General features: G+C 61.6%; 19 protein-coding genes. 11 read left to right on the forward strand and 8 right to left on the reverse strand.

The window, feature by feature from the left end:
- Positions 1-2 precede the first annotated feature (2 nt).
- The 3 genes from GFM02_RS00485 to GFM02_RS00495 all read right to left on the reverse strand — a co-directional run bounded on the left by GFM02_RS00485 (position 3) and on the right by GFM02_RS00495 (position 4,181).
- Entirely contained in the window at positions 3-1,124 is a 1,122-nt protein-coding gene (locus GFM02_RS00485; protein WP_168320429.1) for an ABC transporter permease, read from the reverse strand.
- 9 nt (positions 1,125-1,133) lie between these two features.
- On the reverse strand, positions 1,134-2,120 hold the full coding sequence (locus tag GFM02_RS00490; protein WP_027664799.1) for an ABC transporter permease: 987 nt from the start codon (positions 2,118-2,120) through the stop codon (positions 1,134-1,136).
- A 123-nt stretch (positions 2,121-2,243) separates the two neighbouring features.
- Positions 2,244-4,181: an ABC transporter substrate-binding protein gene (locus GFM02_RS00495; protein ID WP_168267317.1), complete on the reverse strand. Its 1,938-nt coding sequence runs from the start codon at positions 4,179-4,181 to the stop codon at positions 2,244-2,246.
- A gap of 317 nt (positions 4,182-4,498) precedes the next feature.
- Here GFM02_RS00495 and GFM02_RS00500 point away from each other — a divergent pair, with 317 nt between their 5' ends.
- The 9 genes from GFM02_RS00500 to GFM02_RS00540 are packed head-to-tail and all read left to right on the forward strand — an operon-like array spanning position 4,499 to position 13,185.
- Positions 4,499-5,212: a FadR/GntR family transcriptional regulator gene (locus GFM02_RS00500; RefSeq protein WP_168267665.1), complete on the forward strand. Its 714-nt coding sequence runs from the start codon at positions 4,499-4,501 to the stop codon at positions 5,210-5,212.
- Between the two features lie 21 nt (positions 5,213-5,233).
- Positions 5,234-6,064 carry an NAD-dependent epimerase/dehydratase family protein gene (locus GFM02_RS00505; protein WP_168267315.1) on the forward strand — a complete coding sequence of 277 codons (831 nt, stop codon included), beginning with the start codon at positions 5,234-5,236 and terminating at the stop codon, positions 6,062-6,064.
- On the forward strand, positions 6,061-6,936 hold the full coding sequence (locus tag GFM02_RS00510) for an SMP-30/gluconolactonase/LRE family protein (protein WP_168267313.1): 876 nt from the start codon (positions 6,061-6,063) through the stop codon (positions 6,934-6,936). Before GFM02_RS00505 ends, GFM02_RS00510 begins: the two co-directional genes overlap by 4 nt.
- Before the next feature lie 35 nt (positions 6,937-6,971).
- Positions 6,972-7,922 (forward strand): dihydrodipicolinate synthase family protein, encoded by a 951-nt coding sequence (locus GFM02_RS00515; protein ID WP_168320430.1) that lies wholly within the window; start codon positions 6,972-6,974, stop codon positions 7,920-7,922.
- A 42-nt stretch (positions 7,923-7,964) separates the two neighbouring features.
- Complete coding sequence (locus GFM02_RS00520; protein ID WP_168267308.1) at positions 7,965-9,551, forward strand: ABC transporter substrate-binding protein; 1,587 nt, start codon at positions 7,965-7,967, stop codon at positions 9,549-9,551.
- A 5-nt stretch (positions 9,552-9,556) separates the two neighbouring features.
- Positions 9,557-10,654, forward strand: a complete 1,098-nt coding sequence (locus GFM02_RS00525) for an ABC transporter permease (protein ID WP_168267306.1) — start codon at positions 9,557-9,559, stop codon at positions 10,652-10,654.
- 4 nt (positions 10,655-10,658) lie between these two features.
- On the forward strand, positions 10,659-11,594 hold the full coding sequence (locus GFM02_RS00530; protein ID WP_168320431.1) for an ABC transporter permease: 936 nt from the start codon (positions 10,659-10,661) through the stop codon (positions 11,592-11,594).
- Positions 11,591-12,445, forward strand: coding sequence for an ABC transporter ATP-binding protein (locus tag GFM02_RS00535; RefSeq protein ID WP_168267305.1), 855 nt, complete (start codon positions 11,591-11,593; stop codon positions 12,443-12,445). The genes GFM02_RS00530 and GFM02_RS00535 overlap by 4 nt, the downstream gene beginning before the upstream one ends.
- Positions 12,442-13,185 (forward strand): ABC transporter ATP-binding protein, encoded by a 744-nt coding sequence (locus GFM02_RS00540; RefSeq protein ID WP_020047136.1) that lies wholly within the window; start codon positions 12,442-12,444, stop codon positions 13,183-13,185. Before GFM02_RS00535 ends, GFM02_RS00540 begins: the two co-directional genes overlap by 4 nt.
- A gap of 99 nt (positions 13,186-13,284) precedes the next feature.
- Here the strand turns inward: GFM02_RS00540 and GFM02_RS00545 are convergent, their stop codons facing one another.
- Positions 13,285-13,731: a GNAT family N-acetyltransferase gene (locus GFM02_RS00545; protein WP_020047137.1), complete on the reverse strand. Its 447-nt coding sequence runs from the start codon at positions 13,729-13,731 to the stop codon at positions 13,285-13,287.
- A gap of 514 nt (positions 13,732-14,245) precedes the next feature.
- Between GFM02_RS00545 and GFM02_RS00550 the strand changes: the two genes are divergently transcribed.
- Complete coding sequence (locus GFM02_RS00550; protein WP_026264501.1) at positions 14,246-14,758, forward strand: hypothetical protein; 513 nt, start codon at positions 14,246-14,248, stop codon at positions 14,756-14,758.
- 112 nt (positions 14,759-14,870) lie between these two features.
- Positions 14,871-15,074, forward strand: coding sequence for a cold-shock protein (locus tag GFM02_RS00555; protein ID WP_017956647.1), 204 nt, complete (start codon positions 14,871-14,873; stop codon positions 15,072-15,074).
- Positions 15,075-15,421: 347 nt separating this feature from the next.
- Here the strand turns inward: GFM02_RS00555 and GFM02_RS00560 are convergent, their stop codons facing one another.
- From GFM02_RS00560 to GFM02_RS00575, 4 genes are read right to left on the reverse strand one after another with little or no spacing between them, the layout of a single operon-like run.
- Positions 15,422-17,041: a GMC family oxidoreductase gene (locus GFM02_RS00560; protein WP_205930141.1), complete on the reverse strand. Its 1,620-nt coding sequence runs from the start codon at positions 17,039-17,041 to the stop codon at positions 15,422-15,424.
- 2 nt (positions 17,042-17,043) lie between these two features.
- Positions 17,044-18,570, reverse strand: coding sequence for an FGGY-family carbohydrate kinase (locus GFM02_RS00565; protein WP_168320433.1), 1,527 nt, complete (start codon positions 18,568-18,570; stop codon positions 17,044-17,046).
- A gap of 32 nt (positions 18,571-18,602) precedes the next feature.
- On the reverse strand, positions 18,603-19,445 hold the full coding sequence (locus GFM02_RS00570; protein WP_062942948.1) for a class I fructose-bisphosphate aldolase: 843 nt from the start codon (positions 19,443-19,445) through the stop codon (positions 18,603-18,605).
- A complete protein-coding gene (locus GFM02_RS00575; RefSeq protein ID WP_168320434.1) occupies positions 19,418-21,166 on the reverse strand; it encodes a glycerol-3-phosphate dehydrogenase/oxidase in 1,749 nt (582 codons plus the stop codon). Before GFM02_RS00575 ends, GFM02_RS00570 begins: the two co-directional genes overlap by 28 nt.

A 21,166-nucleotide genomic window follows, 5' to 3' on the forward strand; every position in this document is an offset into this window, starting at 1 on the left:
CCTCATTTGTTGTAGGGATCGGCCGCATCGCGGAGGCCGTCGCCGAGAAGGTTGAGCGCCATCACGGCGACCACGACGGCACAGCCCGGCATGAAGAGCCATGGCGCGGTGGCGATCGAGCGAATGTTCTGGGCCTCGCGCAGAAGCACGCCCCAGGAGATGGTCGGCGGCTGCAGACCGAGCCCCAGGAAGGAGAGAGAGGTTTCGGCAAGGATCATTGCCGGCACCGCCAGCGTGATCGACGCGATGATATGGCTGGCAAAGCTCGGCAGCATGTGGCGAAAGATGATGCGCCTTTCGCGAACGCCGTCGAGCCTCGCGGCGGCGACGAATTCCTCGGTGCGCAAAGACAGGAAGCGGCCGCGAACGACGCGGGCGAGCTGCGCCCAGCCGGTCAGCGACAGGATGATCGTGATCATCATATATTGCAGCGTCGCAGGCCAGTCCTGCGGCAGGGCCGCGGCCATTGCCAGCCAGATCGGGATCGTCGGCAGCGACAGCACGAAATCGATCACCCGCTGCAGGAAGAAATCGATGCGGCCGCCGTAATACCCCGAGATGCCGCCGAGCACGATGCCGAGCATCAGCGAGAAGAAGACGCCGACGAGGCCGATCGACAACGAGATCTGCGAGCCCTGCACCGTTCGGCTGAAGACGTCGCGCCCAAGCCTGTCGGCGCCGAAGAGAAGCAGCGGCGTCGTCTTGTCGGGCGAGGCGATCAGATGGATGTTGGTCCTGAACAGGCCGAACACCGAATATTCGTAGCCGCGCCCGAAGAACTGGACATCGACACGCTTCGTCGTGTCTTCCTTGAAGATGGCGGCCAGCGTTTCCGGATCGCGGGTCAGCTTCATCGGATAATAATGCGGGCCGAAGGAGAACCCGTTCTCAGTATCGATCAGATGCAATTTCTGCGGCGGGTGAAAGGTCGCCCGCGCATTTTGCAGGTACGGATCGTTGATGGCGAAGAAGCCGGGAATGAGGGCGACGATATACATCAGCACGGTGACGACAAGCGCCACCATGGCCAGCCGGTGCCGGCGGAAAGCCCACCAGATGAGCTGCCACTGGGATGCAACGGCGGCGCGATCCGGCGGAATGTTCGTAACGGTGATGTCGGCCATGTGAGGCTCCTATTCCAACCGGATGCGGGGATCGACCAGCGCAAGCAGGATGTCGCTGATCAAAGAGCCTATCAGCGTCAGCGCGCAGATCAGCAGGACGAAGGCGCCGGCGAGATACATGTCCTGGGCCATCAGCGCCTGTAGCAGCAAGGGTGCCGCCGTCGGCAGATTGAGGACGATGGCGACGACGACCGAGCCGGAAATGAGGTTGGGCAGCAGCCAGGCGATCGTCGAGATGAACGGATTAAGGGCGATCATCAGAGGGTATTTCATCAGCAGCCGGAACTCAGAGAGCCCTTTTGCCCGTGCCGTGGTCACGTAAGGCTTCGGCAGTTCATCAAGCATGTTGGCGCGCATGACGCGGATGAGGCTCGCCGTCGAGGAGACGGCAAGGATGATGACCGGAAGCCAGAGATGCGAGAAGAGGTCGACCATCTTGGCGAAACTCCAGGACGCGTTCTCGTATTCCGGCGAAAACAACCCGCCGACATCCTGTCCGAATTCGACCGCCGCGACATACATCAGCACCAGCGCCAGCAGGAAGGACGGAACGGCCAGGCCGAAAAAGGTGAAGGCGGTGAAGAAATAGTCGCCGATCGAATATTTGCGCACGGCGGAATAGACGCCGATCGGCAGCGCGATCGCCCAGGTGGCGATCAATGTCGACAGGGCCAGAACGAGCGTCAGCGCCATGCGCTCCCAGATCAGGTCCGAGACCGGCTGCTGCCATTCGAAAGAGATGCCGAAATCGCCGCGCGTGAGAATGCCCCACATCCATTTGAAATATTGGACGAGCATCGGGTCGCCGAGGCCGAAGCGCTCGCGCAATTGCGCCGCCGTGTTCTGATCGACGATCTCGTTGGAGGCTGCCAGCGTCGCAATATAAGTCGTGACATAATCGCCCGGCGGCAGCTGGATCAGCACGAAAGCCAGGAAGCTGACAGCAAACAGCGATGGAATCATCCATAGGAAGCGTTTGGCGATAAAGACCAGCATGAGGCGCCTCTTGCATTGAACGCCGCCTTCCGGGCCCTGTCGGCCGTCGGGGCCGGCAAGGTATCTCGGAGGGCGAACTGAAAGAAAGCGCCGTACCTGATGGTACGGCGCTCAAGACGAAAATCAGCTCGTGAAGGTGAATTGCTGCGGCATTGCAGGGCCGGGATTGGGCCAGGACCAGCTATCCGGCTCCTTCTCGGGAACATTGCGCAGATTGTTGCGGATGATGCCGAAACCGCCGACGGCAAGGCAAAGGCCGACGGTCTCGAACTCCTCGGCCGCGATGTCGAAGATCTGCTTCATGATCGCACCGCGCTTGTCGAGATCGGCCGTCGAACGCGCTTCGTCGAAAAGCTTCATGCGCTTCTTCTGGCTTTCCGGCGGTTCTTCGCCGCGTGCACCGTTGGAGGTGTACCAAAGCGTCCACGGGATGGCGTAACGCGAACCCTGCGGATGGAAGGCGAAGAAATCGCGCGGATCGAGCATCGGATCGAGACCGCCAGGACCCGGCCACACCGCCGCATCATGGGCGTTGTCGTCGCCGCGGGTGTAATAGAGCGCCCGCTCGATCGTGTTGACCTTCATGTCGATACCGATCTGAGCCCAATGCGCCTTGACCAGTTCCAGGGCATCGACGAGGTCGGGATAGAGCGTCGGAATGACGTCGATCGAGAAGAACACCTTCTGGCCGTCGGGCCGGAGGCGAAAACCGTCGCCGCCTTTCTTATAGCCGGCCTCATCGAGCATTGCGCCTGCCTTGTCGGCGTCAAATTCGGTGAATTGGCGCGCGTATGTCTCGTTATACCAGGGATGGGTCGGACGCGGCCCGGCCTGGTAGGGCTCGCTCTGTCCGAAATAGACGATGTCGATGAGCTCCTGGCGGTTGATGCCGATCGAGAGCGCTTGCCGGAACGCCTTGTCGGCAAACATCTTACGCATGGCAGGATCTTTGTGGGTGATGTTGAAGTAGATCTGGCACTGTTGCGCGGCCGAAGGCACGAGCGTCAGCAGCCGATAATCGCCCTTTTCCATGTTTTTGGACAGCGTCGGCTTGTTGGCGAGAACGCTGATGTGACGTTCCTGGATGTCGATCTTTCCAGAGATGACGTTCAGCATCAGCGATTCGACGTCCTGCGAGATGCCGAAGTTGATTTCATCGATGTAGGGGAGCTGGTTGCCCTCGGTATCGACCTGCCAGAAATAAGGGTTGCGGGTCATGACGACGCGCGTAGCACCGCCGGCATAGGGCTCCTTGACCACCCATGGATCGAGCGTCGGCTTGTCGACATTGCCCCATCGCGACGGGATCTCGATGTCGCCGCAACGGCTGCGGAACAACTCCGTCCAACTGGTAACGCCGGCCTTCTTCGCATCGGCCTCGATATTGGGATTATATTTCGGCAGGAACTGGCTGCAGTAATGTTTCGGGAACAGCGTCGGATGCTGTCCAAGCGGTGTGGCGAGGTTTTCCAGGTAAAGCGCGTTGGCCGCAGCAAAGGTGAACTTCACCGTATAATCGTCAATCTTCTCGACCGTGACCGGCTTGCCGGCGACAGCAAGCTGCGCCGGGGTCGAGCTGTAGAGCTCGGTGTTCTTGACGCAGTCTTCGATCGCGAAAACGACGTCATCGGCCGTAAAGGGATGACCGTCGGACCAGCGCACGCCTTCGATCAGATGGAACGTGAATTGTGTTGCGTCGTCGCTGACTTCCCAGCGCTCGGCAAGGTTCGGCTGCACGGCGGTAAAATCGAGGTTCCAGCGCACAAGGCTCTGGTTGCCGACCATGCGCAGGATGCCGTTATGGTCGGATGAACCACGAAGGCCGCGGCGCAGTGAGCCGCCATAGGTGCCGACCTTCTCGAACGGCGTCACGACCATCGGCTTTTTCGGCAGGCGCTCGGCGAGCGGCGGCAGCTTTCCATCCTTGGCGAGCTGCGCAAGGGCCGGCGCTTCGCCGCCTGCGGCAGACACGCGACCGGCGATAGACAGCGCCGCGACACCAGCCATGCCACCAAGCACGGCGCGGCGGGTGACGCCACGCGACAGTATTTCTTTGGCCATTGAATTCCTCCCTTTTGTGCCGGCGCAGCCTTTGCACCGGCTGATGCGGCGGGCTCCCGACCCGACGCTGACGCCCTCCTCGGCGCTACGACCGAAACCATAGACACGTTCTCAAATGATTACAAGAGTTGACAGATAATTACAAATTTTGTAGCCATGCTGCATTGAAATGCGGCGTTGTGCCGCTGAAATACGGCCAGCAGGACGAAAAACGTTGGATCTGTCAGATGCTGTCGCAGCCCTGAACATCATGGCCGGCGACAGCCAGGGTGCGGCCGCTGACCCGGCGCACGCGGCGTTGAGAGAAAAGGACCATGATGACATTCGCCGCCGATGCCGTTTCGAACAGGGGCGCAACGCGCTTCAGCGACATCATCTACGAGAAGATCGTGGGAATGATCGCCGACGGCAACTTTCCGGTGAACGAACGGCTGCCGCCGGAGACGAAGCTCGCCGCTGATTTCGGCGCATCGAGACCCGTCGTGCGCGAAGCGCTCGAACGCTTGAGAGCCGATGGGCTGGTCGTTTCGCGCAAGGGTTCCGGTTCCTATGTCAGGCAAAGGCCGGATTCGTCGATGCTGAAAATGGTGCCGGTCGGCTCCTTGGCCGATGTCCAGCGGTTCTTCGAATTTCGCGCCGGTCTCGAAGCCGAGGCGGCGGAGCTTGCAGCGCGAAACTGGCAACCGGTCGACAAGGAGCGGATAACGGCAGCGCTTCTGTCGATCGAGCAATGTTTGCGCAACGGGGAGCTTGGCGCCGAGGAGGACCAGGCTCTGCACGATGCAATTGCCATGGCAACCGGTAACCAGTTTCACATCACCCTGCGCGAGTGGTTCAAGCCGCATTTCGCCATCGGGCATTCCGTTACGCGAAGCTTGAGCTTGAAGCGGACGCCGGAACAGATCCGCAGCGTCCAGGATGAGCATGCGGTGATCGTCGAGGCGATCTTCGCGCGCCGGGAAACCGAAGCGCACGATGCGATGAAGAAACACATACTGAATGCTCGCGCCCGCATGTTCCAGGGCGTTTGAGCGATAATGGGAGGAGAGACGATGAAACGGGTCGCTATGACGGGTGCTGCCGGACGTGTAGGGACGCTGCTGCGCCCGTTTCTTCGGTCGCATTTCGAGCACCTCAGCCTGATCGATCTCCATGAACCTGACGGGCTTGGCGAAAACGAGAATTTCGTAAAAGCCGACCTCACAAAGCTCGACGAGGCGACGGCTGCGCTGAAGGATATCGACGGCATCGTCCATCTGGCGGGTATTGCCAGCGGCACGGACATGAACGCCATTCTGCACGCGAACGTGCTTGGAACATACAATCTCTACGAAGCGGCGCGGATCAACAAGGTCCAGCGGGTCGTCTATGCATCGAGCAATCATGCCACGGGCTTTTATCCGCGCGGCCAGCTCGTGTCGCCGCTCGACCCGATGCGCCCCGACAGCCCATATGGACTTTCCAAATGCTGGGGCGAGCTTGTGGCGGGGCTTTATTACGACACGTCGGGCATTCGCTCTCTTTCCATCCGCATCGGCAATGCGGGCACCTATCCCAACAGCGAGCGATCCATTGCGATCTGGATCAGCGCGCGAGACCTGGCGCAATTGGTCAGGATCGGCCTTTCGCACCCGTTGATCGCAGCAACAGTGGTCTACGGCGTTTCTGACACCGAGGAGATGTGGTGGGAGAACGATCTGGCGACACGATTGGGCTACCAGCCGCAGGACCGGCCGCGTGACCACGCCCTGATCGAAGAGGGATCCGAAGGGCCGGTCGCGCTGGCGTTCCAGGGCGGCGGGTTCTGTGAGATCAATCACGACGGCACCATCCGCATGCGCGATGCCGAGGGCCTGGCCAAGAACCTGGAGACGGTTGAATGACGGCGCCTCGGATCATCCGCCCGGACATCCGTCCGGTGTTCCAGCAGCCGCTGACGGTTGGTGAATCACCGGTGTGGGACGAAGAGACCGGCACTTTGTGGTTCATCGACATTCTGGCGCCGGCGCTCGTCCGGCTCTCGGCTTCTGGAAAGATCGACCGCTTCGACATGCCGGCTGCAATCGGCGCCCTCGGGCTTTGCCGCGATCATAGGATCGTCGTGGCGCTTCAGACGGGCGTCCATCTCTTCGATCCTGTCTCGGGAGATTTCGAGCTTGTGTCGGATCCAGTCGGGCGCCACATCAACTGCCGCCTCAATGACGGAAAGGTCGGCCCCGACGGGCACTTCTGGATAGGCTCGTTCAGCGAAGCCAAGCCGCAGACCGATGAGGCCGCACTTTACCGCGTGGGCGCCGATGGCCGCACGCGGACCGTTGCAACCGGACTGACGAGTTCCAACGGCCTTGCCTGGTCGCCGGACGGCCGGCGGATGTATCACTCCGACAGCCGGCAATGCTTCCTGCAGGCATTCGACTTCGATCCAGATACGGGCGACCTCGGCGATGGGTGCCGGCTTCGCAGCTTCACGGAAGACGAGGGTCGGCCGGACGGAGCGACAACCGATCGTGACGGGTTCTACTGGAGTGCCGGCGTTTCCGCCGGTCGCCTCAACCGAATATCGCCCGAAGGCGAAATCGTCGAAATCTACATTCTGCCGGTCCCCGCACCGACGATGCCGTGTTTCGGAGGGCCGGATCTGCGCACCCTCTTCGTCACGAGCCTGTCGACGGACCGTACCGGACATTTCGAGGCAGGCACCGTCATTGCCTTCGATGTGGATGCGGAAGGCCTGGCGCCCTTCCGCTTCGGATAACGATCATTTGGGTGGAAAGATAACGGGGAAGAAAGATGAGCATCGCAACCATGCGCAAGGCGCTTACAGGCGTATCGGGTGTTCCGGTCACCGCCTATGACGGCAAGGGTGAAGTCGAACCCCGGATCACGGCGAAGGTCTATGAGCGGGTGGCGGCAGCGGGCATTCACAACATCGTCGCTGCCGGCAATACCGGGGAATTCTATGCTCTGACGCCGAATGAGATCAGGATCGTCCACGAGGCGGCGGTTTCAGGCGTTGCCGGCAAGGCGCCGGTGACGGCGGCGATCGGCCGGTCGCTGCGCGAGGCGATCGGCATGGCGAAAGATGCGGCCGCGATCGGCGCATCCGCCGTCATGTCGCATCAGCCCGTCGATCCCTTCGCAGCACCTGCGGCCCAGATCGACTATTTCTGCAATCTTGCGGATGCTTCCGCCCTGCCGCTCATCGCCTATGTCAGGGCGGATGGTTTCGCCGTCGCCGATATCGTCCGCCTCGCAAATCACGGCAATATTGCCGGCATCAAATTCGCCACGACCGATCTGATGTTGTTGTCGAGAGCGATCCCGGCGGCGAGCCCCGGCGGCGCGCTGTTCGTCTGCGGCCTGGCGGAGAGCTGGGCGCCGACATTTACCGCAGCCGGCGCCCGCGGCTTCACGTCCGGCCTCGTCAATGTCGCGCCGAAGCTCTCGCTTGCGGTCCACGCTGCGCTTGAAAAAGGCGACTTTGCCGCCGCCAGGGCGGTCGTCAACAAGCTCGAGCCATTCGAGCGGATGCGAACCAAATTCCGCAATGGCACGAACGTGACCGTCGTCAAGGAAGCCGTCACCTATTCCGGTCTCGATGTCGGTCCCGTGCGTGTGCCGGGATTGCCGCAGCTCGACCAGCATGACCGCGAGGAGCTTCATCGACTGCTTCAAGGCTGGGAGGCCGAAGGCGACATTCAAACTCATTCAGACCAGCCGGCCGTAAAGGCGGCCGGCTGAGTTCGACATTATCCACAAACAACAGGATTGGGAGGTCTTGAGATGCTGAGACAAGTACTGACAACGATCGCAATTGCCGGCGCCCTGACGACGGCGCAGCCCAGCTTCGCGGCGTCGCCGCCCAACATGCTGGTGATCGGCACCAATCTCACCGGCATAAGGACGCTCGATCCAGCGCAGAACAATGCCCGCACGGTTTCCGAACTGATCTCGAACCTCTACGACAACCTCGTGCAGCTGTCGCCGGACGACCTCAAAACGCTGAAGCCGATGCTCGCGACGCAATGGAGCGTCTCGGCGGATGGCAAGATCATCACGTTGACATTACGCGACGATGCGGTCTTCCAGAGCGGCAACAAGGTGACCGCCGAGGATGCGGCCTGGTCGATCCAGCGCGTCATCAAGATGGGCCAGGTCGGCTCCACCGACATCGCGCTCTGGGGCTTCACGCCTGAAAACGTCGAAAAGCTCGTTCGCGCAAAAGACGAACACACGCTCGAGATCGAGCTGCCGCAGGCAGTCAATACCGATCTGGTGCTCTATTCGCTGGCGGGCTCGTCGATCGGCATCGTCGACAAGAAGACGGTGTTGTCGCACGAGGCGAACGGCGATTTCGGCGGTGCCTGGCTTTCCGCCAATTCCGCCGGCAGTGGCCCGTTCAGCCTGGCGCAGTGGCGGCCGAACGATGTCGCGATCTTCAATGCGCAGCCGAAATACTGGGGCGGCAAGCCGGCCATGGCGCGCGTCGTCGCTCGTCATATTCCGGAATCCGGCAATCTCCGGCTTCAGCTCGAAGCCGGCGACGTCGATGTCGGCCAGTATGTCGCTAGCGGCGACCTCGATGCGCTCGCCACCAAGAAGGACATGGTCATAGAGAATGTCCCGGGTCTCGGCTTTTACTATATCGCCCTCAATCAGAAAGACCCGGATCTGCAGAAGCCAAAGGTTCGCGAGGCCTTCCAGCATGCCTTCGACTGGAAAGCGATCTCCGGCAACATCATGCGCCATACGGGCTTTCCCTGGCAGTCGATGATCCCGCGCGGCATGATCGGCGCTCCCGGCGAGGCGGCGGTCCGCTACGATTACGATCCCGCCAAGGCCAAGCAGCTGCTGGCGGAGGCCGGATATCCCAATGGCCTGAAGAAGGTGCTCAATCCGTCGGGAGCCCCGACCCTGCCCTTCGCCGAAGCGCTGCAGGCGAGTGCCCGCGCCGCCGGCCTCGATCTCGATCTCGTACCCGGCGAGTTCACGCCCGCCTTCCGCGAACGCAAATTCGAAGTGCTGCTCGGCAACTCCGGCGCCCGCCTGCCCGATCCCTTCGCCGTGGCCACGCAATATGCCTTCAACCCCGACAATAGCGACGAGGCACGCCTCGGCAGCTATTACCTCTGGCGCACGGGCATGAAGGTGGACGAGCTCAACACGCTCATCGACCAATCGATGAAGGAGCGCGACACGGAAAAGCGCACCGACATCTTCAAGAAGATGGATGGCATCTATGCCGGCATGGCTTCGCCGTTGGTCATCTTCTTCCAGCGAACGGACCCCTATGTCATGCGCGCCAACGTGAAGGGCTATCACGGGCATACGACCTGGTCGACGCGCTGGCATGACGTGACCAAGGAGTAGAACGCGTGGCGAGCGCCGATATGACATCGAAGGGGGAGAGCAGCCGGCACTCCCCGGCGGGTGGGTTCGCCGAGGCGGCCCCGCACCCGGCACTGAGCCTGCTGCGGCGCCTGGCAGGACGAGTCGTAGCCGTCGTGACGACGCTGCTCGGCCTGCTCTTCCTGACCTTCTCGATGGGCCGCCTGCTGCCCGCCGACCCGGTGCTATCAATCACCGGGGCGGAAGTCAGCAAGGAGGTTTACGATCGCGTCTATAACGAGCTGGGTCTTGGGCAGCCGATCTGGATGCAGTTCCTGTCCTACGCCGGCAAGATCGCCACAGGCGATCTCGGCATGTCGGCGACGACGGGCCAGCCGATCCTCACCGATCTGTTGACGATCTTTCCAGCGACGATCGAACTTGCGATCATCGCCATGATCATCGGGGCGATCGTCGGCATTCCCTTAGGGATAACTGCTGCGGTCAGGCGCGGAACCGTTATCGACCACATCGCGCGGATCGTTGCCCTTGCCGGCCACTCCATCCCGATCTTCTGGACCGGGCTGATGGCGCTCTTCGTCTTTTATGCGAAGCTGAAGCTCGTCGGCGCCTCGGGCCGGATCGACGTCTTCTATGAAGGCCTCGTCACGCCGATGACGGGCTTTCTCCTAATCGACGCGGCGATTCAGGGCCAATGGGACGTGTTTTACAACGCCCTTGGCCACATCATCCTGCCGGCGGCAATCCTCGGCTACTATTCCGTCGCCTATATCAGCCGCATGTCGCGAAGCTTCATGCTGGAGCAGCTCAGCCAGGAATACATCATCACCGCGCGAGCCAAGGGGCTCGGCACCCGCAAGGTGGTCTGGCGCCATGCGTTCAAGAATATCCGCGTACAGCTCCTGACGATCATGGCGCTGACCTTCGGCGGGCTTCTCGAAGGCGCGGTGCTGATCGAGACCGTCTTTGGGTGGCCAGGGCTCGGTCAGTATCTGACCCGGGGGCTGCAGATGAACGACATGAACGTCGTGATGGGTTCGGTGCTGACGATCGGTGCCGTCTTCCTGACGATCAATATCCTGTCGGACTTCCTTTATCGCATTCTTGATCCGAGGACACGGTGACGCCATGACGATCTCCTCTGAGCAAGCAGACAGCGTCAACACCGGCGGCCTTCGCAACTGGCTGCTCGCACCGGAGCCTCGAGGCTGGTTCCAGTCATCGGCGCAGCAAATTCACCAGGGCTGGCGGAAATTCAGCCTGCACCCGCTTGGCCTCGCCGGATTAGCCATCATCCTGCTGCTGATCGTCGTGGCCCTGGCCGCACCCCTGCTGACGAGCTACGATCCGATCGTTCAGGACATGGCCGGGCGGCTTGCCGCGCCATCCGCGAGCCATTGGCTCGGCACCGACAATTTCGGCCGCGACGTCTTTTCACGGGTGATTTATGGCGCCCGCACGACGCTCTACATCATCATGCTCGTCACGGTCATTGTCGCCCCGCTCGGCCTGCTGATCGGCACCGTCTCGGGTTATTTCGGCGGCATCGTCGATGAAATCCTGATGCGCGTCACCGATATTTTTCTCTCCTTCCCCGGCCTCGTGCTGGCTCTGGGTTTTGCCGCAGCGCTCGGTCCGGGCATCACCAATGCGATCATCGCGATTTCACTGACCGCCTGGCCGCCGATCGCGCGCCTTGCGCGCGCCGAGACGCTCAGCCTCCGCAAGGCGGATTACATCGCCGCCGTACGCCTGCAGGGCGCGACATCAATCGCGATCATCACCCGCCACATCCTGCCGATGTGCATTCCCTCGGTGATCGTTCGCGTCACCCTCAACATGGCCGGCATCATCATCACTGCCGCCGGTCTCGGCTTCCTCGGCCTCGGCGCGCAGCCGCCGTGGCCGGAATGGGGTTCGATGGCCGCCAGCGGACGTGAATTCATGCTCGACAGCCCCTGGGTCATCGCAGCACCCGGCATTGCCATTGCGCTCGTCAGCCTCGCCTTCAACCTCGTCGGCGATGCGCTTCGCGATGTTCTCGATCCCCGAGGTTCGGAATGACTGACCTGATCGACATTCAGAACCTCGAAATCGCCTTCGGCGGCGGACAGGTGCGGGCCGTGCGCGGCGTGAGCTTTTCGCTTGGACAGGAAAAGCTCGGGATCGTCGGTGAATCCGGATCGGGAAAGTCGACCGTTGGCCGCGCGATCATGAAGCTGCTGCCACCGACCGCGGTCGTCAATGCCGAGCGGATGCGCTTTCGCGACGTCGATCTGCTCAAGGCGAACGAAAAAACGATGATGACGATCAGGGGGCGGCGGATCGGCCTGATCCTGCAGGATCCGAAATATTCGCTCAATCCCGTCATGCGGATCGGCGAACAGATTGCCGAGACCTACCGCTTCCATCATCCGAGGGTGAGCAAGGGCAAGACCTATAGCCAAGCGCTCGATATGCTCGAAGCCGTCCAGATCCGTGATCCCGAGCGCGTGGCCCGCCTATATCCGCACGAAATCTCGGGCGGCATGGGTCAGCGGGCGATGATCGCCATGATGCTGATTGCCGAACCCGAAGTGCTGATCGCAGACGAGCCGACGTCAGCGCTCGACGTGACGGTGAGGCTCGAGATCCTGGCTCTGCTCGACGAGCTCGTCTTGCGACGCAATCTCGGGCTGATCTTCATCAGCCACGACCTCAATCTCATCCGGAATTTCTGCGATCGCGTCCTCATCATGTATGCGGGGCGGGTCGTGGAAGTGCTCGAGGCGCGCGATCTCGACAAGGCTCGACATCCTTATACGCAAGGATTGCTGGCATCCCTGCCGACGATCGAAGATCCCCCTGCCCGGCTGCCGATCCTGAAACGAGATCCGGCCTGGCTCAAAGAATTCGCATTGGAGCCGCCGCGGTGATCAAAATCGACAATCTTACGGTCCGTTTCGGACCCGGGCAGCGGCCTGTCGTTCGAGACGTAAGCTTCGCCATCGAAAAGGGAACTGCCTTCGGCCTGGTCGGCGAGTCCGGCTGCGGGAAGTCCACTGTCCTGAGGGCGCTTTCCGGCCTCAACGCCAACTATGACGGCCGGATCGAGCTCCAAGGCGAGCCGTTGAATCAACGGCGCAGTCGGCCATTCTTCCGGCAAGTGCAGATGGTGTTCCAGGACCCCTATGGATCCCTCCATCCCCGCAAGACCATCCGCTCGCAGCTGAAAGAACCACTGCGCAACCAGGGCCTGGATACGAATTCCGTCGACATGAACGCCGTCCTGAGATCGGTCGGCCTCGATCCGGCGCTGAGCTACAGATTTCCGCACCAGCTCTCCGGCGGGCAGCGCCAGCGCGTGGCGATCGCCCGCGCGCTGATGCTGGATCCGGACGTTCTGCTTCTCGACGAACCGACATCGGCGCTCGACGTGTCGGTTCAGGCCGAAATCCTCAATCTCCTCCAGGATTTGCGCACCAATCGCGGCCTGACCTATCTGCTCGTCAGCCATGATCTCGCCGTCGTCTCGCACATGTGCAGCCGCGTCGCCATCATGGAAGCGGGCGAGATCGTCGAACAGGTCGATGTCGGCGCCCTCCGAAGCGGTGCGGTCGAACACCCCTACTCGCAACGCCTGCTGCGCGCGAGCCGGATGTACGGAAGGGCGTAATTCTCGATCGATGCGCGGCTGCTTCTTGAAGTCGTCGCAGGCCGTTCACCCGTGCATACTCAGGATTTTCGCTGGCGGATCGAGATTCCCAATCTAACGTTATCCGCTTGATCTGGAGTACAGGCCGAGGTCGCTTATCATAGCAAATTCGCAACGCTGATAGAACTCCGAGAGCGCCCCTCCTCGCTTTGAGATCAGCCACACGCTGCTACATCCTTCAGCTGTGGCTGTTTCGAACATTGCAGAAAGTAGAGCGGTCCCTATTCCCGTACCCTGTGCGTCGGGCTGCACTGAAAGCTCGTCCACATAAATGACGGGGCCGGTATGGCGCCGCTGTCGTATCCCGAGCGCAATGCCGAGCACCTTGTCTCCGTCAACTGCCGCAAGTGCAATTGACCTGGGAGTTTCAAGCACATAGGTCACATTTTCTGCAGCCGCCTCAAGCGACCAGCTCTCATTCCACGGAGGCAGGGCATAGGCATTTACCAATACGGCGGCCGCGCCGCTAATGTGTTTTTCAAGCAGACGCTCGATCCGAAATGACATAAACTCGCCTCACGCCACGTGAGGTGACATTCGCCGAAGGCTATTGGTTTCGCAATGGCGTGTTGGCTGCATCCGCAGGTTTTTCGCCGAGCTTGTCCCTAAAATGGTAAAGATCGCGGCTGCGCCAGGCAGGTCCGGGTCAGTCCGCTGGCTGAGCCAGCATTGAATGCTCTATTTCCACCTCACGTGAAGCCGCAAGATCCCAGGTGGGACTGGACGAATGATCTCTTCGGCCGCAGGCAGCATCTTTTCTTTTCGGCAAACCCGAGGGCGACGCAATTAACGCACTGGTTCAGAACCGTCCGGTGAATGCTGAGCAGATCGAGGATGCGGCAATCCCTTTCAGCGTGCATGGGCAGCATTGGTAGTTTGATCCTGTTGAAAACGCGTGCTCCGCGGCGGGCGAATACGTCCCATACGGAACCAATTCACCGCCGAGTGGTTATATGACACCCTCCTCCTCGAAGAGCCGAGCGTCGTGATGTGGATGTTAAGCGGCCCGAAAGTTACTCAGATGATCAAGGTCCTTGCCTGCGCCATCGCCGCTGCGACGGCGTCAATGCTCATGGCCGGCGCCGCCAAAGCCGACGAGTCTGCCTTCCTCAAAACACTGGCGGGAAATTGGAGCGGTAAGGGTACGGTGAAAGTGCGGACAAATGCACCCACCATGAAAGTCACTTGCCGTTTCAAGTCGGACGCGAATGCAAGTTCCCTTGCGCTCAATGGGCGCTGCACCAGTCTCGTCGTTTTTTCCCGTGTCATCAGCGCTAACCTCAAGGCCAGCGGTGACACCTACACCGGCTCCTACGTCGGCGCGGGCACCGGCACCGCGGGCCTTGGCGGAAAACGCGCCGGTAATGCCATAAGCCTCGCGATCAAATGGGCGAAAGAGGTCAATGGCGATCGCCGTGCGCAGATGACGATCGAAAAAACCGGGGCGTCGGGCATGCGTCTCACAACCATCGATAACGACCCTGCGACAGGTCGATCGGTTGTGACGAGCCGCATTGAGCTTCGCCGGAGCTGATATCTTTTTGCGTTCAAACAGCCGTTGGCGTGCTAAAGGGTTGATAGAGAAGCTCCGAAGCTATAGTTTCGCCTTCGCAAATCGTCGAACGATATAAGGAAATAGTTATCTCATGCCGACAGGTACCGTTAAATTCTTCAATGACGACAAGGGCTTCGGCTTCATTACCCCTGAGGGTGGCGGCCAGGACGTTTTTGTTCACGTGTCTGCGCTGCAGAGCGGCGGGTCGCTCCGCGAAGGCGACAAGGTCAGCTTCGAAATTGGACAGGATCGCAAGACCGGAAAATCGAAGGCTGAGAACGTCTCGACGCTCTGATCGAAATCGAAGATGGCCCGGCCTGCGTTGAGCGGGTTGGGCTCATCGTCACGAGTCGCGGGCGCGAATGCCTTCGTACTCTAAAGCGCGTCGTGATCCTTCGCGCTTTAGGTCTTTGTGTTACGCATGTCGTTGTCGCAAAGCCGCTGCACCGTTTGCGCCACATGCTTTAAGCCGAAACGCTGACGATTGAGCCTTGGCGTGCCGTTTGATGTCCGCGCCTTCGAAATCCCGGATATGAAGCGTGAGGACGCTCGTGCCAGCGCAGCGGCGGCAATCAGAGCATTTTCTCTCTGACAAAAGATGTTCCACGCATTCGTTTTAGACGATGCGATGAGCTGATCACATCATGCCCCTGACAGAATGCTCGTCGCGGCCTTCTCGGCAATCATGATCACCGGCGAGTTGGTGTTGCCCGACACGATCGTCGGCATGATCGACGCATCGACCACCCGCAGTTTCTCCAGTCCATGCATCCGCAATTGCGGATCGACAACCGCCATCGTGTCGCTGCCCATCTTGCAGGTACCGACCGGATGGAAGATCGTTGTGGCGATATCGCCGACGCGACGGATCAGTTCCTCGTCAGTCCGGTATTCCGTGCCCGGCAGCATCTCCTGCGGCCGGTACTTGGCGATCGCACCGGCCTCCATGAGCCGGCGGGCGTGCCGGATCGATTTCGCCGCAACCATCCGGTCGCCGACGGTCGAAAGATAATTCGGGCGGATTTCCGGCGCCACGGAAAAGTCCGGGCCGACAACATGCACGGTCCCCCGGCTCTCCGGCCGCAGATTGCAGACGGAGACGGTGACGGCGGGATATTTGTGCAGCGGCTCGCCGAGCCGGTCGGTGCTCAAGGGCTGCACGTGATATTCGAGATCGGCGGTCGCAACGGCCGGATCGCTCTTGGCAAAGATACCGAGCTGGCTCGGCGCCATCGACAGCGGCCCGGACCGGCGCAGCATATATTCAAGCCCCATGCCCGCCCGGGTGAACAGGTTGTGATAGAGCTGGTTCAGCGTCTTTGCGCCCTCGATGCGGAAGACCGTACGGATTTGCAGATGGTCCTGCAGGTTTTCGCCGACACCCGGAAGTTCATGGACGACGTCCAGTCCGGCAGCGGACAACACATCCGGTCGACCGACCCCGGAAAGCTCCAGGATTTTCGGTGAATTGATCGCACCGGCAGACAGGATGACCTCGCGACCGGCGCCAGCCAGATGGTTCTGCCCGTTCAGCCGGAACCGTACGCCAGTCACCATTCTGCCGTCGAATTCCAGCCGCTCGGTTTCGGCGCCGATCAGCACACGCAGATTGGGCCGCTTCATCGCCGGGCGCAGAAAGGCCTTGGTCGTGTTCCAGCGCAGGCCACCGCGCTGGTTGACCTCGAAATAGCCCGAGCCTTCATTGTCGCCATCGTTGAAATCGTCGGTCTTCGGGATACCGAGTTCTTCGGCGGCATCGCGAAAGGCATCGAGGATCGGCCAGGACAGCCGCTGCTTTTCCACCCGCCATTCGCCGCCTGCCCCGTGCATCCGCGACTGGCCACGATAGTTGTCCTCGGATTTCAGGAAATAGGGCAGCACGTCGTCCCAGCCCCAGCCGGAATTGCCCGCCTGCCGCCAGCCGTCGTAATCGGCCGCCTGGCCGCGCATGTAGATCATGCCGTTGATCGACGAACAGCCGCCCAGCACTTTTCCACGCGGGTAGGGCAGTGAGCGGCCGTTCAGTCCGGCTTCCGCGGCCGTCCTCATCATCCAATCGGTGCGTGGATTGCCCATGCAGTAGAGATAACCGATCGGCACATGCACCCAATGATAGCGGTCGCTGCCGCCGGCTTCGAGCAGCAGGACGCGGGTTTTTGGATCGGTCGACAGCCGGTTGGCCAGAACGCATCCCGCCGATCCCGCCCCGACGATGATGAAGTCGTAGCTCCCCGCATCAACGGCCGCATCATCCACACGCATATTCACGCCGCCCCCGCTGCCACCGGCGGGACCGCCGTCAGACGCCGCCAGAGCGGTGCCATCGCCTCGGCGATATCCTGATGGAGAGCGTAGCGCCGCGCATAATGCGCCTCAAGCGAGACATCCGGGCGATAGTGCCGCTCGCTCCGGACCATGGCCGCAGCACCAGCGCCGAAGTCTGTGAAGAGGCCGACGCCGGTTCCGGCCGCAATCGCCGCCCCCAGTGCACCGGTTTCGCGCGAGCGGGCAACAGTGACGGGTACGCCGAGCACATCGGCAAAGATCTGCGGCCAGATCAGGCTGCGCGAGCCGCCGCCGGAGAGCACGGCCTCGTTGAAGACCGCGCCGGCCTTTCGGATCGTCTCGATGTGCTGGCGATGACCGAAGGCGACACCTTCGAGAAGCGCGCGAACGAGATGCCCCTTGGTGTGCCAGCCGGCAATGCCGTAGAAGCCGGCGCGTGCATGCCCGTCCTGCTGGGCGCCATAGAGATAGGGATGGTAGAGCGGGTCGTCTGCCGCGGGCTCGATCGCCCCGCCCAGTGCGCAGCAGGCATCGAAGGGCGACACGCCTCCCTCATGCTCGCCTTCGAAGAACTCCCGCACCAGCCATTCGAGATTGGCAGCCGAGGTGGCGCTGTTCTCCATTGCCATGTACCGGCTGCGATCGAAGGTCGAGGACATGAAGACCGGCCCGTCGAGGTCGGGACTGTCTATGATGACCTGGTTGATGCTCCAGGTGCCGGCAATGATCGAGGCGCTGCCGGTGCGCGAAACGCCGGAGCCGAGCGCCGAGGCGACGACGTCGAACAGCCCGCCGACCACAGGCGTACCGGCGGCGAGCCCGGTTTGCGTCGCCACCTCTTCCGTTACCGCACCGGCAATGTCGGCGCTTTCGATGAGCGGCGGCAACAGGTCCATGCAATCGTCCAGTCCATAAGCTTCCATCAGTGCCTGGTCGTAGCGGCGCGCGGCAAGATCGAGCAGACCGGCTCCCGACATGTCGGATACCTCGCTGACGCGGCGGCCGGTCAGGCGGTTGACGACGAAATCCTTGGAGAGGAACACCGTACCGATGCGGTTGAACAGTTCCGGCCGGTGACGCTTCAGCCAGGCAAGCAATGTCGGCGTCTGGGATGGCCATGGGCGCTGGCGGGCAATCGGATAGGTCCGGTCACCAACGCCGGCTTCTCGCCATTCATCGACCAGCCCGGCCGCCCGAGTGTCGAGCGACTGGATGCCGATAAGCGGAGCGCCGCCGCGATCAAGCGCATAGAGACCGTTGCCATGCCCGGCGCAACCGATCGCGGCGATTTCCTCCGGCTGGATCTTTGCCTTTTCGATGCAGGCGCGAATGACCTGCCGGGCATTCGCCCAGAGTTCGTCCAATCCCCGCTCGACATGCCCCGGGCTCGGCATGCGGCTGTGTCCCTCTTCGGACGCAGCCGCGATCTCGTTGCCCGCCCGGTCGAAAATCACCGCCTTGATGACGGTGTTTCCGGCATCGAGCCCCAAAAGATACTCTCCCATGCAGAACCCCTCCCAAGATTCGAAATCGCTGCTCAGCCCTGCTGATAGAGCGCAAAGGCCTGCTCGCCGCTCGCATCCTCGTGCACGATCGCCATCAGACCGCGCACCACGGCACTCGGATTGGCGTGCTGATAGATGTTGCGTCCATAGACCATGCCCATTGCGCCCTGTCGCATCAATGCTGCGGATTTGTCGAAGACGGCACGAAGATCTTCCTTGCCGCCGCCGCGCACCAGAACCGGGCAGCGGGCTGCTTCCACCACTCTGTGGAAATCCTCGGCATTGGTGGTCGGATCCGCCTTGACGATATCCGCCCCCATCTCGCGGGCGAGCCGCGTCAAGGTAACGATCTTGTCTGCATCGCCATCGACCATGTAACCGCCCTTTTCGGTGACCGGCTGCATCACCAGCGGCTCGATCATCAGCGGCATGCCATACTTATCGCAATCGGCCCGCACGCGGGAAATGTTCTGCACGCATTGGCGGAACAGGTCCGGCTCGTCCGGCAGCATGAACAGGTTGACGACGACGCAGGCGGCATCCATTTCGATCGCGCCGATCAACGGCTCGGCCTCGTTCTGCAGCACCGCCCACATGTCGCGGTGGCGGATCCGGTTATAGGGATTGCCCATGTCGATGCGCATGACCAGCGCCGGCTTGTCCTTGCCGGGCACGTCCTGCAGCAGGTCCGCCTGGCCGTAATTCATCTGGATCGCATCCGGGCCGGCAGAAACCAGCGCCTTGACGACGGCCTGAATATCCTCCAGCCCGTTGAGGAAGGACGGTTCGTTGCAGACGCCGTGATCGATCGCCACGTCGAGGCAGCGGCCGCCGCCGAACAGCCGGTTCATCCGGACTTTGCTGTTGTGTCGCATTCTATGCTCCTTGGTTCGTTCCTTGCGGAAAGCATGTTTTCGTCGACGCCGTGGCGTTCGGTGAGAAGGGTGAGAAAACGGTCGCGCTCACGGCTGCGATGCGCGAGCGTCCAGTGCTTTTCCTGCGCCAGCAGGTCGAGTACGGCATCCATCATCTCGAGCGAAAGCTCGCCCGAAACGGCCAGCGTCGTACGCCGCAAAAGCAGGTCGTCCAGATGTTCCACCGCTTCGCAGCGGATCAGGAACTGCAATTCGCGCATCGAGTAGCCGGCGTGCGGCAACACTGTATCGGGGCCTGCCACGATGAAGCCGGCAACCGCCTCGGCATCCGTGCCGTACCGGGCAAACAGCTCGGCTATGCGCCCACCGGGAAGGCCTTTGCTGGCCGCCACCTGCGCAAGCCAGACAGGCGCGTTGGCCGGAAATGCCTGCCCGCCGCCGATCGGCCGATCGGTTGTCGCAACGCGGCGCCGCCTGCCTAGCAGTTCCAGCGCCATGTCGGCCGCCAGTTCCCCGAAGGATCGGAATGTCGTCCACTTGCCGCCGATCATGCACAGAACCGGTGGGCCACCATCCTTCGGCTCTACGACCGTGCAGAAATGATCGCGCGGGATGCGGCCGGTAAAACTGTCGGTGCTGGCCGGCAGCGGCCGCACGCCGGAAAACTGGAAAACGATCTGTTCCGCCCGGATGGCGATATCAGGCAGCACGAAGGCGAGCGATTGCAGGATATAATCCCGCTCGTCGGCCTCGCAGCGCACCGTTTCCGGATCGTCGACGCGGATATCGGTCGAACCGACAAGAACCTTTCCGAGATAGGGAAACAGGATACAGATCCGCCCGTCCTCGTTCTCATAGTAGATCATGTGACCGGCGAGCGCGTCGCGTAGATCCGCATTGTCGACGATCAGATGCGAGCCCTTGGTGCCGCCAATCAGCGGTGCAGGCCGCGCTTCTGGCGAAAACAGCGTCTGATTGGCGATGTCGATCCAGCCGCCGGTGGCGTTGATGATCAGCGCCGGTTCGACGGCAATGGACTCGCCGCCGATCTGGTCTTCTACGCGGTACTGACCATCCTCTGTCCGCCGCAGTTCCGCATAGTTCAGCGCCATTGCCCCAAACTTTGCTGAAAGACCATCCTGCAGAAGCTCGATTCCCAGCCGCTCCGGATGGCTGACCCAGGCGTCGAAATAGGTGGCGGAACTCTTGATGTCGGGATTGAGCGCTGGCCACTTGGCAAGCGTTCTGCGCCGGCCACGAAACTGGTGGCGCGGCATCAGCGCCCGTTTGCGGGTCAGGAAATCATAGATGCTCAGGCCCGCCTTGATGGCGATAGCGCCACGCCGGCTCGGGCGGCGGCTCAGGCCCAGGAAGCGGACGATGCCATTGCCGAGGCCGGAAAAGATATCGAACACCGGCACCGTCGTCGGCAGCGGCGCGACGTAGTGCGGCGCATTGCGCAGCAGACGGTCCCGCTCGACCAGCGATTCCTGCACCAGCTTGAATTCGCCATTTTCAAGATAGCGGAGCCCGCCATGCACCATGCGCGACAGCGCCGAACTGGCCCCGGAGCAATAGTCGTGTTTCTCGACGAGCAGCACATTCAGCCCCTGCAGCGCCAACTCCCGAAAGACGCTGATGCCGTTGATGCCGCCGCCGATGACGCAGACGTCCACCTTCGGGCGCTGACGGAGCCCGTCCAATATCTCTTGCCGTTTCAT

The organism is Rhizobium leguminosarum bv. viciae (genome assembly GCF_012276115.1).
Lineage (GTDB): Bacteria > Pseudomonadota > Alphaproteobacteria > Rhizobiales > Rhizobiaceae > Rhizobium > Rhizobium leguminosarum_T.

Excerpts from the sequence above, each read along its gene's own strand:
- GFM02_RS00485 (WP_168320429.1), bottom strand. The coding sequence starts at position 1,124 with ATGGCCGACATCACCGTTACGAACATTCCGCCGGATCGCGCCGCCGTT.
- GFM02_RS00490 (WP_027664799.1), bottom strand. The coding sequence starts at position 2,120 with ATGCTGGTCTTTATCGCCAAACGCTTCCTATGGATGATTCCATCGCTG.
- GFM02_RS00495 (WP_168267317.1), bottom strand. The coding sequence starts at position 4,181 with ATGGCCAAAGAAATACTGTCGCGTGGCGTCACCCGCCGCGCCGTGCTT.
- GFM02_RS00500 (WP_168267665.1), top strand. The coding sequence starts at position 4,499 with ATGACATTCGCCGCCGATGCCGTTTCGAACAGGGGCGCAACGCGCTTC.
- GFM02_RS00505 (WP_168267315.1), top strand. The coding sequence starts at position 5,234 with ATGAAACGGGTCGCTATGACGGGTGCTGCCGGACGTGTAGGGACGCTG.
- GFM02_RS00510 (WP_168267313.1), top strand. The coding sequence starts at position 6,061 with ATGACGGCGCCTCGGATCATCCGCCCGGACATCCGTCCGGTGTTCCAG.
- GFM02_RS00515 (WP_168320430.1), top strand. The coding sequence starts at position 6,972 with ATGAGCATCGCAACCATGCGCAAGGCGCTTACAGGCGTATCGGGTGTT.
- GFM02_RS00520 (WP_168267308.1), top strand. The coding sequence starts at position 7,965 with ATGCTGAGACAAGTACTGACAACGATCGCAATTGCCGGCGCCCTGACG.
- GFM02_RS00530 (WP_168320431.1), top strand. The coding sequence starts at position 10,659 with ATGACGATCTCCTCTGAGCAAGCAGACAGCGTCAACACCGGCGGCCTT.
- GFM02_RS00535 (WP_168267305.1), top strand. The coding sequence starts at position 11,591 with ATGACTGACCTGATCGACATTCAGAACCTCGAAATCGCCTTCGGCGGC.
- GFM02_RS00545 (WP_020047137.1), bottom strand. The coding sequence starts at position 13,731 with ATGTCATTTCGGATCGAGCGTCTGCTTGAAAAACACATTAGCGGCGCG.
- GFM02_RS00550 (WP_026264501.1), top strand. The coding sequence starts at position 14,246 with ATGATCAAGGTCCTTGCCTGCGCCATCGCCGCTGCGACGGCGTCAATG.
- GFM02_RS00555 (WP_017956647.1), top strand. The coding sequence starts at position 14,871 with ATGCCGACAGGTACCGTTAAATTCTTCAATGACGACAAGGGCTTCGGC.
- GFM02_RS00560 (WP_205930141.1), bottom strand. The coding sequence starts at position 17,041 with ATGCGTGTGGATGATGCGGCCGTTGATGCGGGGAGCTACGACTTCATC.
- GFM02_RS00565 (WP_168320433.1), bottom strand. The coding sequence starts at position 18,570 with ATGGGAGAGTATCTTTTGGGGCTCGATGCCGGAAACACCGTCATCAAG.
- GFM02_RS00570 (WP_062942948.1), bottom strand. The coding sequence starts at position 19,445 with ATGCGACACAACAGCAAAGTCCGGATGAACCGGCTGTTCGGCGGCGGC.
- GFM02_RS00575 (WP_168320434.1), bottom strand. The coding sequence starts at position 21,166 with ATGAAACGGCAAGAGATATTGGACGGGCTCCGTCAGCGCCCGAAGGTG.